Origin of the sequence: Saccharothrix sabaoui (genome assembly GCF_051756985.1) — a bacterium.
Classification (GTDB): domain Bacteria; phylum Actinomycetota; class Actinomycetes; order Mycobacteriales; family Pseudonocardiaceae; genus Actinosynnema.
In genome coordinates this window covers 13,801-31,842 of record NZ_JBPKJK010000104.1, presented here as the reverse complement: position 1 = coordinate 31,842, position 18,042 = coordinate 13,801, and the positions used below count along the sequence as shown (strand labels likewise).

The following is an 18,042-nucleotide window of genomic DNA, read 5'->3' as shown; positions in this document are numbered from 1 at the left end:
CGCATGGCGTGCTGCACCAGCGTGATCAGCGTCTGCTTCGTGGACTGCCGGTTGCGCGCGTCGCAGGGGACGATCGGCACCGACTGGTCGATCGTCAGCGCCTCCCGGATGTCCTCGATGCGGTGGTGCAGCAGGCCGTCGAAGCAGTTCACGCCCACCACGTACGGCAGTTCGCGGTCCTCGAAGAAGTCGATCGAGGCGAACGCGTCGGACAGCCTGCGGGTGTCGACCAGCACGACCGCGCCGATGGCGCCCCGCACCAGGTCGTCCCACATGAACCAGAAGCGGTGCTGGCCGGGGGTGCCGAACAGGTAGAGGATCAGGTCGCTGTCGAGCGAGACGCGGCCGAAGTCCATGGCCACCGTGGTGGTCATCTTGTTCGGCGTGCTCGACAGGTCGTCCACGCCGACGCTGGCCTCGGTCATCACCGCCTCGGTGGTCAGCGGCACGATCTCCGACACCGAGCCGACGAAGGTCGTCTTGCCGACACCGAACCCGCCCGCCACCACGATCTTGGTCGACGTGACGGACAGGCTCGCCGCCGGGGGTGACCCCGGCTGCCCGGGAGCGCGACCGCTCATGTTGCTCTGCTTTCCCTAGTAGTAGGACGATCGCCGGGTGGGGCTCAGTTGCGCATCGCGACGTGGAGCTGCGACCGGATCTCCGGGGTCAGCTGGATGCCGACCCGTTCGACCAGTCGCGTCATGGCGTAGCCGATGAGGCCGATGTCGCAGTTGGGGGCGGCCAGCACGGCCAGGCAGGACCCGTCGCTGATGGACATGAGGAACAGGTAGCCCCGTTCCATCTCCACGACGGTCTGCTTGACGTCACCGGCCTCGAAGCAGCGCGCGGCCCCGAGGTTCAGGCTGACCAGCCCCGACGAGACGGCCGCGAGCTGCTCGGCGCGGTCGACCGGGAGGCGGTCCGAGGACGCGAGCAACAGGCCGTCCGCCGAGACGACGATGGCGTGCGCCACGCCCGCGACCCGGCTGACGAAGTCGTCGACCAGCCAACTGAAGTTGTCCAGTTCTTCGGCTGCGGAGGTCACTTCTGCTCCTTGTTGTCTGCGTTGCCGAACGACAAGCCCTCCCAGGGCATCCCGGCTTCGTCGCCGGACTCGCGACCCAGCTGCACACCTCGCTGGTAGGTCGCGAAGCGCTGCCGCAACCGGTCCGCGGACCGGCGCGACAGCGCGGTCGCCACACCGGTGGACGCGGAGCCGTTCGCCGACGGCTGGGCCGCCGGGGACGATGCCCGGGGGGAGGGCGCGGTGAGCGATCCGGGCACCAAACGCGCCTTGGGGACGCGCTTGGGCAGACCCGCGGTGGTGGTGTCGTCCACGGGAGCCTTCAGGGTGTTGGTGGCCGTCGACCACCCGTCGTCCGCCGCGCCCCAGCCCGGGGTGCCCGACGTGGGGATCGCCGACGGCGCGGGCTCGCGCTTGGGCAGACCCGCGGGCGTGGAGCCCTTCGGGGCGGGCGGGACGGGCTTGGCGATGGGCGCGGGGGCGCGGTCGACGTCGGCCGGGTCCACGCGCTGGGCGTAGACGGTCCTCTCCGACGCGCCGCCGTCCCCGTCGCCGACCAGGTCCACCCGGTCGGCGAACATCGTCTTCTCGGCCGCGGTCTCCGGCGGCGCGGCGTGCCCGCCGTCGTGACCGCCGTCGCGGCCACCGCTGTGGCCGCCGTTGAGGTCGCCCTGGACGTGCACGGGCGCGTCGGCGGCCTCGCCGCCCTGGAACCAGCGCGACAGGACGTCCTCGTAGATCGGCAGGCGCTGGGTCGAGGCGTCGTCCTCCTCGATCACCGGCGGCGGGGGCGGGGGCGCGGAGGCGGACCGGGGCGCACCGGGCGGGTAGGAGTAGTCGGGCACGCCCTCGCCGGGCGGCGGGACCGTCTCGGTGACCGTCGCGGTGAACAGGTCGGACGTGGGCGTCCGCTCCACCTCGAAGAAGCCGTTGGGTTCGGCGGTGTGCGTCTGCACCACCGGGAACGGCGCGGGCGTCGCGTCCGGCGGGGCGTACCCGTCGGGTGCGGCGTCCGGCGTCCACTTGGGCACGCCGGCGAGCACGCCGACACCGCTGGTCTCGACGTCCGGGTTGGCCTGGCGCGCGGGCAGTGCCAGCGGCGCGGGCTTCGCGGCGATGGGTTCGGGTCCCCGGTGCAGCAGGCCGACCGGGAGGACGACCTGGGCCGTGACCCCACCCTCTATGTCGTCGTTGTTGCTCAGCGTGACCCGGATCTCGTGGCGCTTGGCCAGCTGGCCGACCACGTACAGGCCCATCTCGCGGGCCACCGACACGTCGACCTCGGGCGGGTCGGCGAGCTTGGTGTTGGCCTCGACGATGTCCTGCTCCTGCATGCCGACGCCGCGGTCGTGGATGCGGATGGACACCTCGCCGCGGCGGGTCTCGATCGCCCGCACCGTGACCTTGGTGGTGGGCTTGGAGAACGCGGTCGCGTTGTCGAGCAGCTCGGCGATGAGGTGCGCGAGGTCGTTGACCACGCGGCCCTGCACGCGCATCTCGGGCGCGGGCGCGATCTGGATGCGGGCGTACTTCTCGACCTCGGACACCGCGGCGCCGAGCACCTCGGAGATCGGCACGGGCCGGGTGACGCGGCGGTTGACCGTGGTGCCGGAGAGCACCAGCAGGTTCTCGCTGTTGCGGCGCATCTGGGTCGCCAGGTGGTCCAGCTCGAAGAGGCTGGCCAGCTGGTCGGGGTCCTGCTCGTCCTGCTCCAGCCGGTCGATCACGGTGATCTGCCGCTCGACGAGCGCCTGCGAGCGCCGCGAGAGGTTGATGAACATGTCGTTGACGTTCGCGCGCAGCGCCACCTGCTCGACGGCGAGGCGGACGGCCTCGCGCTGCACGGCGTCGAACGCGCGGGCCACCTGGCCGACCTCTTCGGTGGTGTGGATCGGCACCGGCACCAGCGCCTCCTCCGCGGCGCGTTCCGGGTCGCGGTGCGTCCGGATGCGCTTGATCGCGTCGGGCAGGCGGTTGCGGGCCACGTCGAGCGCCGTGCGGCGCAGGACGCGCAGCGGCGTCAGCATCGAGCGGGCGACGAAGGCCATGAGGGCGAACGCGATGACCAGGGCGACGGCGACCAGCGCCGCGTCGCGCCAGGCGGCCGCGCGGGCCGTCTCGGTCGCCTCGATCGCGGCCCGGTCGGCCTGGCCCTCGATGTCGCGGGTGACGGTGCGCAGCAGCGCCGCGGTCTCCTCGCCGACGCGCATGACCTCCGCGTCGTTGATCGCGACCTCGTCGGACTCGCTCTGCTGCACCTGCGAGAGCTGCACGAGCCGGTTGCGACCGTCCACCGCGGGGCCGGACACGGTGTCCGACAGCAGCTGGCGGTTGTCCTGGCTCGCGACGCTCGCGAAGTCCGACAGCGCGGCGTCCAACCGGGACTGCGCGGCGCGCAGCGCGTTGAGCTGGCCGGGCGCGAACTCGCCGCGCTGCGCGGCGGACAGCATGATCGAGTTCTGCTGCGACAGCTGCTCCTTCGCGCTGTACAGCGCGAAGTTGGCGCCCGCGAGCGGTGTCAGCGTCCCGTCGCTGAGGCTGCTCGACGTCGCGCGGTGCACCTGCGCCAGCGTGGCCAGCACCTGGTTGTACGCGGTGTGGACCGAGATGTCGGGGTACCTGCTGTTGGACACCGTGTTGCGCAGGGCGAGCAGGCCGTCGAGGGACTGCAGCGCCTTGTCGTACGCCTGGTCCACCGCGGGGTCGACGCCGCTGGTCGTCGCCTGCACCTCGCGGAAGCGACCGACCTCGCTGTCGACCTTGCCGGAACGCGTGACGTACTCCCCGGCGCCTTCGCCGCGCCCGCCCGCCACGAACCACACCGCGGCGTCGCGCTCCAGCTGGAGCGCGTCGGAGACCGCGGCGGCCTGTGCGGACAGCTGGAGCTCCCGCTGGACCTTGCCGAACAGCTCGACGTCGTCGAGCTGTGTGTTCAGCCGCAGCCCCGCGAGGGTCAGCGTGCTCAGCGCGGGTACCAGGAGCACCACGGCGAGCTTGCTGCGCAGGCGCCAGTTCCGCAGGCGCCACCGGGACACACCCCGGTCGGCGGCGGGAACCGCGCCCGTGCTGGGACCCGAGTCGGGTGGCCCGCTCTCCGCGGCACCCGTGTCGAGTTGAATCCGCTCCGGATCTCTCCCGGAGGCGTGGTCGTCGTGACCGCGCACCGTCAGCACACTCCCCAGCCCCCCAGCCAGTGATGAAACAACACTTCTCTGCAAACCCGGGCGATCTTGGTGGAAAAAAGCCCGGAGTCATACCGCCGAACGGACGAGGTGTCCGGTAGTTGGCAAATCAACCATTGTCGCGCGGCCACGGCGGGACGCGCTAAACGATCGCTAACCGGTGTTCACAGCTATTTCACGCCTCGGACCCGAACGGGGAACACCCGAGGGGGAGCCCGACGACCGGGCTCCCCCCGCGGGGGTCAGCCCTCTGAGCTGACCAGCATCGGCTTGACGTCGAAGTCCTTCTCGAGCAGCCCGTAGGTTCGCATCAGGTTCGAGACCCGCTGCAACCGGGTGGCGTCGAGCGTCGTCGGGTACTCACCGAAGTGGACCAGACCAGCGGTTTCCTTGTCCACCTTGGCGTACTCCACCAGCAGCGGCTCGACCGTGGGGCGGTCGGCGGCGTCGCGCTGGCCCTTGGCCATGGCGCGCTGGAACGCCTTCACCGTGTTGGGGTTCTCCTTGGCGAACTTGCCGGTCGTGCCGTAGCCCGCGATCGGGATGCCGTCCGTGGGGCCGGACGCCGCGTCGAGCACGGTGATCTGGCCGCTGACCCGCTGCGCCTTGCTGATGAAGGGCTCCACCATGAAGGCGGCGTCGACGGTGCCGTTCTGCACCGCGGCCTCCATGTCGGGGAACGGGAACTCCTTGAACGTCACCTTGGACACGTCCACGTTGTTGGCTTCCAACGTGGCCTTCGCGGTCAGCTCGGCGATGTTCTTGAAGGTGTTGATCGCGATCGTCTTGCCCTCGAGGTCCTTGGGGGACTTCACGGCCGAGTCCGACTTGGACAGGATCAGGAACATCTCGGGCTTGGCCTGGTAGCCGTCGCTGACCAGCTTGAGGCCGTCGACGCCCTTCGCGGCGCCCTTGGACTCGGCGAGGAAGAACGAGACCCAGTTGCCGAAGGTGATGTCCAGCGAGCCGTCGATCAGGCCCGGGATGGCCGCGGCGCCACCCTGGATGGTCTTGACCTCGACCTCCAGGCCCTCATCCTGGAAGTAGCGCTTCTGGATCGCGACGTGGACGGACGCGACGTCGAGGACGGGGATCAGGCCAAGGGTGATCTTGGCCTTCTCGACCTTGCCCGGAGCTGCGGCCTCGGTGGGCTTGTCCTCGCTGCCGCTGCTGCCGCCGAGCGCGCCACAGGCGGACACGGAGGCGAGCAGGGTGACGGCGGACAGAACACCGAAGATCCTTCGAGCCGAGAGGCCGACTCTTCGAGTCATGGGGGGCATCTCCTGTTGGAGTGACGACTTTGCGGGGGCAGGATGCACGATCGACGGGGACGTCGTTGAACCACTCAAAGTGATCTGAGCGGTTCGGCATGACCCGGTCGACCGACACTCGAAGGCTGATCCACTACCTTCGGTGAGCATCTTTGCACAGGCTGTCCAGAGGTTGGGGAGTGCAGTGAGTGATCTTGACCCGGAATGGGCCGTACAGAGCAACCGGCGTGCCGTGGGCATCGTCGGCGCGGGCCCGGCGGGATTGACCTTGGGGAACCTCCTGCACGAGGCGGGAATTCCCTGCGTTGTGCTGGAAAAAGGCACCCGCGAGTACATCGAGGCCAGGCCCCGCGCCGGGGTCCTGGAGCACCGCGCGGTGCAGATGTTGACCGAGCACGGGCTGGCCGACCGGTTGCTCCGAGAGGCCGATCGGCACGGCGCCTGCGAATTCCGCGTGAACGGGCATGCGCACGAGGTGGACTACTCCACCCTGTACGACGGCCAGACGCACTACATCTACCCGCAGCAGGAAGTCGTGCGGGACCTCGTCCGGCATTACGCGGACGAGCGCGGCGGCGAGGTCCGCTGGTCGGTCCGGGACGTCGAACTGCACGACGTCGAGAGCCCGGAACCGTCCCTGACCTGGACGAACGCCGACGGGACGCGGGAGCGGCTCGACTGCTCGTTCATCGCCGGCGCGGACGGGTTCCACGGCGTGAGCAGGCGGAGCATCCCGGCCGGGGCGGTCCAGGAGTTCAGCCACCAGCACGGCATCGAGTGGCTGAGCGTCCTGGCCGAGGCCCCGCCGTCCACCCACAAGGTGATTTACGCGCTTCACCCGGACGGATTCGCGGGGCACATGCTCCGCAGTTCCACCGTTTCGCGCTACTACCTCCAGGTCCCGGTGGACGACACCGTGGACAACTGGCCGGACGAGCGGGTGTGGGCGGAGCTGCACAAGCGGTTGGCGCTCAAGGACTCCGACTGGAAGCTGACCGAGGGCCCCATCGTCGAGAAGCGCATCCTGGACATGCGCAGCCACGTGGTGGAACCGATGAACCACGGCAACCTCTACCTGCTGGGGGACGCCGCGCACATCATCACGCCGGTGGGCGCCAAGGGGATGAACCTCGCCCTGCACGACGCCGAGGTGCTGGCGGGCGCCATCGCCTCCTACCACCGAACGGGGGACGACAGCGGCCTCCGTTCGTACTCCGAGGTGTGCCTGCGCAGGGTCTGGCGTGCGCAGGAGTTCTCCCAGTGGATGGTCTTCATGATCCACCGCTCGCCGGAGCCGTTCCTGAGCCGTTTGGGGCAGGCCCGGCTGGAGCACCTGATCGGCTCCAGGTCCTCCGCGGGGTACTTCGCGCAAAACTACGTGGGGCCCTGAGAAGAACGACCGTCGATTAGCGGCAGCGTCGCCGCACGATTCCGGAAAACCCGGCGGCGATAGCACCGCCCGTTCTCCGGGAGCACACCGGGAAGAGTCACCGACCGGAGTGCGGGAGGATCGCGAAAACTATTTCGCGACCGTTTCCCCGTCGCCCCGGCTGTTATTTCGCCCGCCCGGCGCCGACCCGCGCCGGATGTATTCGTCGCCTATTTTCGCCGTTCCGGCGGAAGCGACCGCCCCGCGCCCACCCGGCGCGGGCGCGCACCGCGGGTCGTCATGCACGAAACAATGGGTGGAACCCCACGCACAAACCACCCTGCGTGATCGCCGGGCCGTCGGCCGGCCAAACCGAATGATGTCGAATCGTTGTGAACGACCTCCGTCGAAATACCTCCGCCGGCTCGGCCGGAAATGACCGCCGAACCGCGCGGGAAAGCCGCGCACGACAACGGGCGACCCCCGGCGCGGCCTCTGAGAGGCCCTGTGCGCCGCGGATCGCCCGCCGCTGTGTGTCCCTACGCTACGCGAAGACTTTTCACGTCGTAGCGCGCTCCTCGGCCTCGACGCGCGACGCCTCGGCCCGCTCCGCCTCGGCCCACCTGGCGGCCTGCCCGTCGTCGGCGGTGCGGCGCGAGCGGATCACCCGCGAGGTCTTGCCGACGTTCAGCAGGCGCGCCACCTCCGCCCGCAGGGCGACGAACTCGTCGGACTCGCGGGTGGTGATCTGGTCGCGCTGCGCGGGCAGGTCGACCTTGAGGTCCGCCACCACCGACGCGGGCGAGGTCGACAGCACCAGGATGCGGTCGCCCAGGTAGACGCTCTCGTCGATGTCGTGCGTCACCACGAGGACCGTGGTGTCGTGCTCGGTGCGGACCTTGAGCAGCAGGTCCTCCAGCTCGAACCGGGTCTGCGCGTCCACCGAGGCGAACGGCTCGTCCATCAGCAGCAGGGCCGGCCGGTAGGCCAGGGCGCGGGCGATGGCCACGCGCTGCTGCATGCCGCCGGACAGCTGCCACGGGTACTTGCGCTGGGCGCCGGACAGGCCGACCCACTCCAGGGCCTCGGCCGCGCGGGCCTTGCGCTCGGCCCGGCCGAGGGTGCGGCGCAGCGGGAACTCCACGTTCTTCTGCACCGTCAGCCACGGGAACAGCGAGCGGCTGTAGTCCTGGAACACCACGGCGAGGTCGTCGGGCACGCCCTTGACCTGGTTGCCGTGCAGGCTGATGTCGCCCTTGGTGGGGCGGATCAGGCCCGAGATGGTGCGCAGCAGCGTGGACTTGCCGCAGCCGGACGGGCCGACGACGCAGACCAGCTCGCCTGCGCCGACGGTGAACGTGAGGCCGGCGATCGCGGTGTGCGCGCCGTCCTTGGCCTGGTAGGTGTGGCCGAGGTCGGCCACTTCGAGCATCGCGGTCATACTTTTTCCTCCACCGTCGCGGGGGTGCGCTCCTGCTTCGGTTGCCACGCAAGGGCCTTGCGCTCGAACGCGAGGAGCACGGTGTTGAGGGCGTAGCCGAGGACACCCAGGAGGATGATCCCGGCCCACATGTCGGGGAAGTCGAACTCCCGCTGTGCGACGAGGAGTTGCGACCCGATCCCGTTGTCGGTGCCGACCAGTTCGGACACCACCATGAGCACCAAGGACAGCGACAGGGAAACCCGCAGCCCGGCGAAGATCTTCGGCGCCGCGGAGGGCAGGACCACGCCGAGGACCCACTGGGGCTTGGGGATGCGGAACACCGCCGAGGTTTCGAACTTCGTCGCGTCGACGGAGCGGGCGCCGTCGATGCTGTTGAGCAGGATCGGCCACAGCACGCCGAAGACGATCGTGGCGAGCTGCATCTGGGTGCCGACGCTGAACACGAGCAGGAACACCGGCACCAGCGCCGGCGGCGGGATCGAGCGCATGAACGTCAGCAGGGGACCCGCGTACTGCATGCCCCGGTCCGACCGGCCCAGGGCGACGCCGAGCGAGATGCCGATGACGGCGGCCATCGCCCACCCGGCCAGGAGCCGCCCGATGCTCGGCAGCACGTGCTCGAACACCGTGTCGGTGAGGAACAGCGTGTCCGCCGTGCCGGAGAGCCACAGCTCCCACATGGACTCCGCGATGACCGTGGGACGCGGGAAGAACGGGTCGTCCGCGTACCAGGTGGCGAGCTCCCAGACCACGACGAGGCCCACGAACACGCCCCAGCGCTGCACGAACCGGTTCACGACCGACCTCCGACCGCGCTCCAGCCGACCCAGCGGCGCTGCGCCCGCTCCAGCCCCTCGTTGACGAGGTAGCCGATCACACCCGCGACCACGGTCCCGGCGAGGACCAGGTCCATCCGGCCCGCGCCGCTGCGGGCGTTCATGATGAACTCGCCCAGGCCCCCGGACCCGCCCGCGAGCAGCTCCACGCTCACCAGCACCACCAGGCCGGTGGTGGCGGCGAGCCGGATGCCCGTCAGGACGAACGGCAGGGCGCTGGGCAGCGCCACGGAGAACAGCACCCGGACCCGGCCGGAGCCGAACACCCTGGCCGTCTCCACGAGCAGGGGGTCCAGCTCGTCGAGCGCGTAGATCGTGTTGAACAGGATGGGCCAGATCGCCGCGTACACGGCGAGGGAGATCTTGGTCTCCGGCCCGATCCCCAGCAGCACGATCGCCAGCGGGATCAGCGCGACCGACGGGATCGGCCGCAGGAACTCGACCACCGCGCGGGTGGCGTGGCGCACCGAGGGGACGGAGCCCAGCACCAGCCCGAGCGGGACGGCTATGCCGACCGACAGCGCCACGGCGATGAGGAGCGCGAGGACCGTCGCGAGGACGTCCCGCAGGAAGGACTCATCACCCAACAACTCCACGAGTTCCACCGCTACTACCGACGGCGGCGGAAGGTACTCCGGGGGAACCAGCCTCGACCGGCCGAACAGCTCCCAGACGACGAGGAACCCGGCCACACCGAGCAGTCCTCGGGTGAGCGCACGCACGCGCAACGCCTCTTCCCAGTTGATCAACCCCAGCCAACCCGGCTCAATCTAGAGAGTGAATCGGTTCGCCACAATGAGTGGCGGGAAAACTTCACGATGTGATCTTGCGATTCGCGTCAGGGACCGCCGCAGGGCGGTCTGTGGTCGAGGTCCTGGAAGTGCTCGCGCCACCGCGCCTCGGTGATCCGCGGGTGGGCCACGGCGCAGATCCGCCGCTCCACCTCCGCCAGGTCGATCCCCCACGATCGGACGACCCGCCCACCGGCGCTGACGAGCGAGCGCCCGTCCGCGCCGAACACCGCCGCCGTCACCGGCTGCTCGTGCCCGGCGAGCACGGTCACCTGGGTCGGCGAGCCGCCCGCGCCCCACTCGAACAGCCGCACCCCGCCGTCGGTCCCGGTGACCGCGAGGCCCCGCTCCCCCAGCGCGAACCCGGTCGCCCCGCCGCCGACGAGCCGCAGGGGCGCCGCGGAGCGGGCCGGCCGGTCGGCCTCCCACCACGACGCCGTGCCGTCGTCGAGCACCGCGACGAGGTCCTCGGCCGGGGTGAACCCGACGGACACGACCCGCGCCCCGAACACCGGACCCTCGCCGACCTGCTCCGGCTGCCCGCCCGCCACGTCCCACACCTCGGCCGGCCAGTCCTCTTTGGACACCAGGAGCCGGTCGCCGGAGGCGTCGAAGGCGAGCGCGTCCACCGGGTCGTCCCGGCCGGAGCGGCCCGAGAACGACGCCGTGCGGAGCATCGACACGGGGTCCCACAAGTAGGTGCCGCCACCGGCGGAGCCGACCGCGAAGTACCGGCCGCGCGGGTCGTAGGCCACCGCCGACCCGACACCCGCCTCGCCGGCCAGTTCGGGCTCGCCGTCGTCGCGCAGCCGCCACACCCGCACCGGCCCCCCGACCCCCGCGGTGACGAGCACCCGGCCGTCCGGGCTGAGCACCGCCGAGCCCACCGGCTCCGGGTGGGCGGCGAGCACGCGGCCACCGCCGAACCCGCGCCAGTCGTCGACCCCCGCCAGCCGCAGCACGCCCCGCTCGTCCACCGTCGCCGCCGTGCGGCGCCCCCGGTCGAGCGCGATCGACGCGATCGCCGCCGGTGACGCTTGCGGCAGGTCGCGCAACGACACCAGCCGCGCCACCCGGTCCCCGCCGACGACCAGGGTCGCGCCGTCCGCGGTGAACCCCACCTGCCCGACCCCGCCGAGCTGCCCGCCGATCGTGGTCAGCGCCACGGGGCCCGCCGCGTCGGTCACGTCCCACACGCCGACCGCGCGGCCCGCCGTGCCCACGGCGAGCGTGCGCCCGTCCGGGCTGAACGCCACCGACAGCGGCACGTCGCCCGCCTGGATCGTCGAGACCACGCGCGGTCGCGCCCGGTCGGCGAAGTCCCACAGCCGCACGACGCGGTCCGCGCCCGCCGTGGCCACCAGCGCCCGCGAGGGCAGGGCCGCCACCGCCAGGACCGAGTCGCCGTGGGCGGTGTGCACGCGCCGCACGCCAGGGTCCGCCACGTCCCACACCTGGATCTCGCCCCCCGGCCCGCCCGCCGCGACCAGCGTGCCGCCGTCGACGAACACCGCGGCCCCCGTCGTCTGCGCCGATCCGTCCGCCAGCCACGGCCCGCGCCCCGGCTCGTCACCGGCCCGGAACAGCAGCGGGTACCCGTCCTGCCGCCCCACGGCGAACCACTCGCCATCCGGGCTGAACACGAGCCGCGACGGCGTCCCGACCGGGCTCGGCAGCTCCGCCACCTGCTCCGGACCACCGCTCGCGGTGACGTCCCACAGCCGCAGCGTCGCGTCCTCGCCGCCGGTGACGGCGATCCGCCCGTCCGGTCCGAACGCCAGCGACAGCACCCGCCCCCGGTGCCCCTCGAACGTCCCGGCCCGCACCGGGCGCGCGGGGTCGGTCAGGTCCCACAGCACGGGGCCGCCGGGCGCGTCGGGGTCGAGCGTGCCCAGCCGCGCGTCAACCGGGCTGACCGCCACCTCCCCCTCCGACGGCACCGCCGCGGAGAAGGGCTCGGTGAACGCGTTGTGCAGGGCGTCCCGCGTCTCCGCCGACGGCGACGTCCGGTGCGCGGCCAGCACGAGCTGGAGGGCGAGCGCCGGGTCGGCGTCCCGCAGCGCGTCCGCCTCGCCGACGACCTGCCGGGCCAGCACGGCGACGCGGGCGTCCGTCGCCCGCCGCTCCGCCTGGATCGCGTAGCCCAGGGCGCCCAGGGTGATCAGCAGCAGCACCGACACCAGCCCCACCGCCTGCCGCAACCGCTGCGTGCGCCGGTGCTCCACCGCGCGCGACGCGTCCTCCGCGGCGGCGCTCGCGGCGAGGAACCGCACCTCGGCGGCCGTCAGCGACGCCCCGTTGCCCGCCGCCCACTCCCGCGCGAGCGCCAGCCGCGTCCCCCGGTACAGCGCGCCCGGGTCCCGGTCGACCGCCTCCCACTCCCGCACCGCCCCGGCGAGCAGCCGCTGCACCCGCAGCCCCGCCCGGTCCTCCACGATCCAGTCCCGCAGCCGGGGCCAGCGGTGGATCAGCGCCTCGTGCGCCAGCTCCACCGTGCCGCTGTCCAGGACCACCAGCCGGGCGTCGGCCAGCGCGGACAGCACCCCGGGGTGGTCGACCTCGTCGCGCGGCACCCGGCGCTTCGTGTCCTCCGTCCCCTCCCCCACCGCGATGAGCCGCAGGAACACCCGCTTCGCGACCTCCCGGTCCGCCTCCGGCAACGCCTGGTAGACGGCCTCCGCGCTGCGCGCGATGGAGTGCTCCAGCCCGCCGACCTCCTCGTAGGAGGCCAACGTCAACGCCACCCCGCGCCGGCGGTGCCACGTCTCCAGCAGCGCGTGCGACACCAGCGGCAGCACCGCGGGCAACCCGGCCGCGTCCGCGACCAGGCGGGCGACCAGCGCGCTCTCCACCTTCGCCCCCACCGCGACCGCGGGCTGCACGATCGCGTCCCGCAGCTCGTCGGTGGACATCGGCCCCACCAGCACCTGGCCCCCGCGCAACGCCTCCACCAGCGCCGGGTGGCTGCCGCAGTGCCCGAGGAAGTCGGCGCGCACCCCCAGCACCACCCGCGTGCGGCTGGTGGGCGCGGTGGCGGCGACGACCAGGGCGGTGATGAACAGGTCCCGCTTCCGGGCGTCCCGGCACAGCGTGAAGACCTCCTCGAACTGGTCGACCACCAGCAGCAGGTCGTGCTCGGAACCGACGAGGGCCTGCCGGACCCGCAGGTGAGGGTTCTCCGGGAACGCGGCGAACTCGGCGGCCAGCGCGGTCGCGGACTTCCCGGTGAACGCCGCCACCTGCACGGCCAGCTCCTCGATCGGCCGGGGACCGGGCGTGAGCACCACGGCGGGCCGCGTCGAGCGGGCCACCACCCCGGCCCGCAGCACCGACGACTTCCCCGCCCCCGACGCGCCGAACACCCCGGTGAACCGCCGCTCGTCGACCAGCTCCAGCAGCTCGTCGACGAGCCGGTCACGCCCGAAGAAGCGGTCGGCGTCCCCCGTCTGGAACGCCCGCAACCCCGCGTAGGGCGCGGCACCCACCGGCGCCGGCGCCTCGGCCCGGGAAGCCAGCGCCCGCCACCGCTCCTCCCACTCGCCGGCGTCCCCACCGCACGCCCGCACGTAGGCCAACGTCACGGCCAGGCTGGGCAACTTGCGCCCGTTGGCGGCCTCCGACAGGGCCGCCGCCGAGTAGTGCGCCCGGCGCCCCAACTCGCGGTACGTGAGACCGCCACCCGTCACCCGGAGCCTGCGCAGCGCCCCCGCGAACTCCGCCAACTCCCCCGAGTCCTCGCGGAGCGGACTCTCCCGTCGTGCCATCGCCGGTCCCCCTTCGACCGGAGCGATTGTTCAGAAGACGCTGTTCAGCGTCCACGTCCTGACACTGAACAACCCGACTGACGCAGGATGGGCACCGGAGCAGGGGGGCTCCGCCGCGGCACCGGGGGGAACGGGGGGACCGCGGCGTCGGGGAAGGGGCGTCCGGTGGCCGCGGGGGAGGCGACCACCGGACGCCGACCCGACACAGACCCACCACGCACCCACCAGCAGCGTGTCGAGCATCGACACACCGAGTGCCTCGTGGTCTCCCCCTGGGGGCCTGCCCGTCCGGCGAGGACGCCCTTGATCTTCCCGAAGCCCCTACAGCCCGACGGCCTTGTAGAGCGACCCGACTTCCTGCCGGTTCAGCACCCGCATGGACCCGGGCCGCTGGTTCCCCAACCGGACCTCGCCCACAGCGGTGCGCACCAGGTGCTCCACCGGGTGCCCGACGTGCTCCAGCAACCGGCGCACGATGTGCTTGCGCCCCTCGTGCAGGACCACCTCCACCAGCGCCTTCCCCGGCATGGCGGAGATCAGCTTGAACGAGTCGACCTTGATCGGCCCGTCCTCCAGCTCGATCCCGGCGCGCAGGGTGCGCCCGAGGTCCCTGGGGATGGGTCCGGGCACCTCGGCCAGGTAGGTCTTCGACACCCCGTACGAGGGGTGCATGAGCCGGTGCGCGAGGTCGCCGTCGTTGGTCAGCAGCAGCAGACCCTCGGTGTCGGCGTCCAGCCGGCCGACGTGGAACAGGCGCTCCTTGCGGTTGGCCAGGTAGTCGCCGACGCACGGCCGGTGCGCGTCGTCGTGCATGGTCGACAGGACACCGCGCGGCTTGTTCAGCACGAGCGTGATCACGTCTTCCTTGAGCACGACGCGCACGCCGTCGACGTGGACGACGGCCGTCTCCGGGTCGATCCGGCGGCCCTGCTCGCGCACGACCTCGCCGTCGACCTGGACGCGGCCGAGCTCGATCAGCTCCTCGGCGACCCGCCGCGAGGCGATGCCCGCCTTGGCGAGCACCTTCTGGAGCCGAATCCCCTCGGGGTGAGCCGAGGAACCGGGCGCTTGGTCAGACATCGTCGATCGCATCCACTTCGGGCAGCAGGGGAGCGATCGGCGGCAGGTCGCCCAACGACGACAGGCCCAACCGCTCCAGGAACAGTTCGGTCGTGCGGTAAAGGATGCCACCCGTGTCGGAGTCCGTGCCCGTCTCGGCGATCAGGCCGCGCGCGACGAGCGTGCGGATGACGCCGTCGACGTTGACCCCGCGCACCGCCGCGATCCGGGCCCTGGTCACGGGCTGCCGGTAGGCGATGACCGCGAGCGTCTCCAGGGCGGCCCGGGTGAGCTTGGCGCGCTGCCCGTCGAGCAGCAGCTTCTCCACGAATGGCGCGAAGCGGTCCCGCGTGTAGAACCGCCAGCCGTCGCCGATTCTACGCAGGTCGATACCGCTGCCCTGTTCGGTGTAGCGGGCGGCCATCCGGTGCAGCGCCGCGGTGACCCGCTTCACGGGCTGCTCGAACACGCCGGCGAGCTGCTCTTCGGCGATCGGGCTGTCCACGACGAGCAGCACGGACTCCAGGGCACCCTCGAACTCGACGTCACCCGTCAGGTCCGGCAGGCCGCCGACCTCCTCGTCAACAACAGGGGCGGCCAGGTCGGTCTCGCTCACCCGTACTCCTCCTCGTCGTCGCCACCGGCCACCTGAGCCTGCTCCTCGGTGCCCACCCACGTGATGCGCAGCTCACCCAGGGGGTCGGGCTGCTCGAACGCCAGTGCCTTCTCCCGGTACAGCTCCAGCAGCGCCAGGAACCGGGCCACGACCTCCATGGTCTCGGTGCACCCGGCGATCAGCTCGGCGAACGTCGTCGTGCCCAGCTCGATGAGCCGCTCGCGCAGCAGGTTCGCGTGCTCGCGGACCGACACCCGGTGCTGGTGCACGTGGGCCGTGGACACGGTGGGCGGCGGCTTGGGGCGGAACGCGACGGCGGCGATCTCGGAGAACCGCCGCGCGTCGACGCCCAGCATCACCTCGGGCAGCAGCCCCTCGTACCGCTGCTCCAGCGCCACCGACCTGGGGTAACGCCGGTGGGCACCCTGCTCCAGCTCCGCGAACAGGGCCGCCACCTGCTTGTACGCCCGGTACTGGAGCAGTCGGGCGAACAGCAGGTCACGGGCCTCCAGCAGGGCCAGGTCCTCCTCGTCCTCCACGTCGCCGGCGGGCAGCAGGCGGGCCGCCTTGAGGTCGAGCAGGGTCGCCGCGATGACCAGGAACTCGGTCGTCTCGTCGAGGTCCCACTGGTCGCCCAGCGCCCGGATGTGGACGATGAAGTCGTCGGTGACCTGGTGCAGCGCCACCTCGGTCACGTCCAGCGTGTGCTGCGAGATGAGCTGGAGCAGCAGGTCGAACGGACCCTCGAAGTTCGTCAGCTTGACCTTGAAGCGACCGTCGTCAGGTGGCGTGACCTGCTCGGCGGGAGGCGCGTCCCCGCTCACCGCTCGCGCAACCTGCGCACCAGCAGCGAGTCCTCGCCGTGCCCTTCGAGGTCGTCCAGGACGATCGCGATGGCCTCGCGCACCACCCGACCCCGGTCGACCGCCAACCCGTGCTCGCCGCGCAGCTCCAACCGGGCGTGCTCCAGCGCCAGCAGCTCCTCGTCGGACACGTACACCGTGATCTTCGTGGAGTGCTTCTCGCGCCCGGTCCCGCGCCGACCGCCGCCACCGCCGCTGTTGTTGGCCCCACCGGTCTCCTGGGAGGGCAGGTCGGGCGTGGAACCGGTGAGGCGGAACAGCTCGGACGCGCCCGGCAGCGATGGGCGTCGGGTCACCGGGCGATCACCTCGCGCGCCAACGCGCGGTACGCCTTGGCCCCCGCCGAGCGCGGTGCCCAGCGGGTGATGGGCTCACCGGCGACGGTCGTCTCCGGGAACCGGACGGTGCGGTTGATCACCGTGTCGAACACGACGTCGCCGAACGCCTCGACCACGCGCGCCATCACCTCGCGGGAGTGCAGGGTGCGCGGGTCGTACATGGTGGCGAGGATGCCGGTGATCTCCAGCTTCGGGTTCAACCGCTCCCTGACCTTCTCGATGGTGTCTATCAGCAGCGCGACCCCGCGCAGGCTGAAGAACTCGCACTCCAGCGGGATGAGGACGCCGTCGGCCGCCGCGAGGGCGTTGACCGTGAGCAGGCCCAGCGACGGCTGGCAGTCGACCAGCACGTAGTCGTAGTGCTCGATCACCGGCCGCAGGGTGCGCACGAGCGTGTGCTCCCGGCCCACCTCGGACACCAACTGGATCTCCGCGGCGGACAGGTCGATGTTGCTGGGCAGCAGGTCCATGCCCTCGACCGGGGTGCGCATGATCACGTCGCCCACGCCGACGTCGCGTTCCATTATCACGTTGTAGATCGTCTGGTCGAGCTGGTGCGGGTGCACCCCGAGCCCGACCGACAGCGCGCCCTGGGGGTCGAAGTCGACCAGCAGCACGCGGCGGCCGTACTCGGCGAGCGACGCGCCGAGGTTGATGGTGGACGTGGTCTTGCCGACCCCGCCCTTCTGGTTGCAGACCGCGAGGATGCGCGCCGGGCCGTGCCGGGCCACCAGCGGCGGGTCGGGCACGAAGCGCAGCGGGCGGCCCGTCGGGCCCATCTCGCCGGCGACCTGCTCGGTGGCGTCCTCGTCGGGCGGCGCGGCGTGCGGGGCGAGGCTCAGTTCGACCGATGCTCGCGGCACACCGGACGATGGCGGCGGTGGCGGGGCCGGTGCCCCCCACGGTCCGCCGGCGTGCTCCGGTGTCGACATCGCCTTCCCGATCCTTAGTCCTCTGCCTGGGCGCAGCCTAGGCGCGTGCAGGCCCACCAGCAACGCGCCTCGCCGTAGCGCGGAGGGGTCACCTCAACGCGCCGGTCCGGTCGGCAGGGGTGTGATCGGTTGAAGCGCGATCGGTCGGAGTGCGCTCGGTCGAGCCCCGATCGGCCGAGCCCCGGTCGGCAGCCCTCAGCACCACGTCGAGCAGGCCGGGGAACAGCTGGTCCAGGTCGTCCCGACGCAGCGACACCCACCGCTGGTTGCCGCAGGCCCTGGTCCGGGTGATGCCGGCCTCCCGGAGCACCCGCAGGTGCTGCGACAGGGTGGACTTGGCGACCTCCACCATGAGGGCGCCGCAGAGGCGTTCCCCGTCGGCTTCGATCTGCCGCACCACGGCCAGCCGCGTGGGGTCGCTCAAGGCGTGCAGCACCGCGCTCAGCTCGATGTCGGTGGGTTCTGGCTCGTCCAAGTTCGGCACCTGGTCGGCACCTCCGGCTCGTTCGGCTTCTGTCGGCTTCGTGGGCTTCTGTCGGCTCTTCGGTCA

Annotated in this window: 15 protein-coding genes; 1 reads left to right on the top strand and 14 read right to left on the bottom strand. The window is 71.8% G+C overall.

The annotated features are described in order from the left end of the window. The 4 genes from ACR807_RS27515 to ACR807_RS27500 all read right to left on the bottom strand — a co-directional run. On the bottom strand, window positions 1-581 hold a 581-nt coding region (locus ACR807_RS27515; protein WP_438924324.1), incomplete at its 3' end, for a GTP-binding protein. 44 nt (window positions 582-625) lie between these two features. After that, on the bottom strand, window positions 626-1,048 hold the full coding sequence (locus tag ACR807_RS27510) for a roadblock/LC7 domain-containing protein (protein ID WP_438924323.1): 423 nt from the start codon (window positions 1,046-1,048) through the stop codon (window positions 626-628). Next, window positions 1,045-4,191: a sensor histidine kinase gene (locus tag ACR807_RS27505; RefSeq protein WP_438924322.1), complete on the bottom strand. Its 3,147-nt coding sequence runs from the start codon at window positions 4,189-4,191 to the stop codon at window positions 1,045-1,047. Before ACR807_RS27505 ends, ACR807_RS27510 begins: the two co-directional genes overlap by 4 nt. A gap of 260 nt (window positions 4,192-4,451) precedes the next feature. Continuing rightward, window positions 4,452-5,480: an ABC transporter substrate-binding protein gene (locus ACR807_RS27500; RefSeq protein WP_438924321.1), complete on the bottom strand. Its 1,029-nt coding sequence runs from the start codon at window positions 5,478-5,480 to the stop codon at window positions 4,452-4,454. 142 nt (window positions 5,481-5,622) lie between these two features. On the opposite strand from ACR807_RS27500, the gene ACR807_RS27495 reads away from it, so the two are divergent. Continuing rightward, a complete protein-coding gene (locus ACR807_RS27495) occupies window positions 5,623-6,870 on the top strand; it encodes a 4-hydroxybenzoate 3-monooxygenase (protein ID WP_438924320.1) in 1,248 nt (415 codons plus the stop codon). A gap of 538 nt (window positions 6,871-7,408) precedes the next feature. Here ACR807_RS27495 and ACR807_RS27490 read toward each other — a convergent pair. The 10 genes from ACR807_RS27490 to ACR807_RS27445 all read right to left on the bottom strand — a co-directional run bounded on the left by ACR807_RS27490 (window position 7,409) and on the right by ACR807_RS27445 (window position 17,967). Next, window positions 7,409-8,290, bottom strand: a complete 882-nt coding sequence (locus ACR807_RS27490; protein ID WP_438924319.1) for an ABC transporter ATP-binding protein — start codon at window positions 8,288-8,290, stop codon at window positions 7,409-7,411. Then, window positions 8,287-9,090: an ABC transporter permease gene (locus ACR807_RS27485; protein WP_438924318.1), complete on the bottom strand. Its 804-nt coding sequence runs from the start codon at window positions 9,088-9,090 to the stop codon at window positions 8,287-8,289. Before ACR807_RS27485 ends, ACR807_RS27490 begins: the two co-directional genes overlap by 4 nt. Further along, window positions 9,087-9,851, bottom strand: a complete 765-nt coding sequence (locus ACR807_RS27480) for an ABC transporter permease (RefSeq protein WP_438924326.1) — start codon at window positions 9,849-9,851, stop codon at window positions 9,087-9,089. The genes ACR807_RS27485 and ACR807_RS27480 overlap by 4 nt, the downstream gene beginning before the upstream one ends. A 116-nt stretch (window positions 9,852-9,967) precedes the next feature. Then, window positions 9,968-13,684, bottom strand: coding sequence for an nSTAND1 domain-containing NTPase (locus ACR807_RS27475; protein WP_438924317.1), 3,717 nt, complete (start codon window positions 13,682-13,684; stop codon window positions 9,968-9,970). A 321-nt stretch (window positions 13,685-14,005) separates the two neighbouring features. Then, window positions 14,006-14,764, bottom strand: a complete 759-nt coding sequence (locus ACR807_RS27470) for a pseudouridine synthase (protein WP_438924316.1) — start codon at window positions 14,762-14,764, stop codon at window positions 14,006-14,008. Further along, window positions 14,757-15,419 carry an SMC-Scp complex subunit ScpB gene (gene scpB / locus ACR807_RS27465; RefSeq protein WP_438924315.1) on the bottom strand — a complete coding sequence of 221 codons (663 nt, stop codon included), beginning with the start codon at window positions 15,417-15,419 and terminating at the stop codon, window positions 14,757-14,759. The genes ACR807_RS27470 and scpB overlap by 8 nt, the downstream gene beginning before the upstream one ends. Next, window positions 15,356-16,183 carry a segregation and condensation protein A gene (locus ACR807_RS27460; RefSeq protein ID WP_438924314.1) on the bottom strand — a complete coding sequence of 276 codons (828 nt, stop codon included), beginning with the start codon at window positions 16,181-16,183 and terminating at the stop codon, window positions 15,356-15,358. The genes scpB and ACR807_RS27460 overlap by 64 nt, the downstream gene beginning before the upstream one ends. Then, window positions 16,180-16,518: a hypothetical protein gene (locus ACR807_RS27455; protein WP_438924313.1), complete on the bottom strand. Its 339-nt coding sequence runs from the start codon at window positions 16,516-16,518 to the stop codon at window positions 16,180-16,182. The genes ACR807_RS27460 and ACR807_RS27455 overlap by 4 nt, the downstream gene beginning before the upstream one ends. Further along, window positions 16,515-17,492, bottom strand: a complete 978-nt coding sequence (locus ACR807_RS27450) for a ParA family protein (protein ID WP_438924312.1) — start codon at window positions 17,490-17,492, stop codon at window positions 16,515-16,517. The genes ACR807_RS27455 and ACR807_RS27450 overlap by 4 nt, the downstream gene beginning before the upstream one ends. A gap of 88 nt (window positions 17,493-17,580) precedes the next feature. Further along, the gene (locus tag ACR807_RS27445) at window positions 17,581-17,967 is read right to left on the bottom strand and encodes an ArsR/SmtB family transcription factor (protein WP_438924311.1); all 387 of its coding nucleotides are present in this window, start codon (window positions 17,965-17,967) and stop codon (window positions 17,581-17,583) included. Window positions 17,968-18,042: the final 75 nt, after the last annotated feature.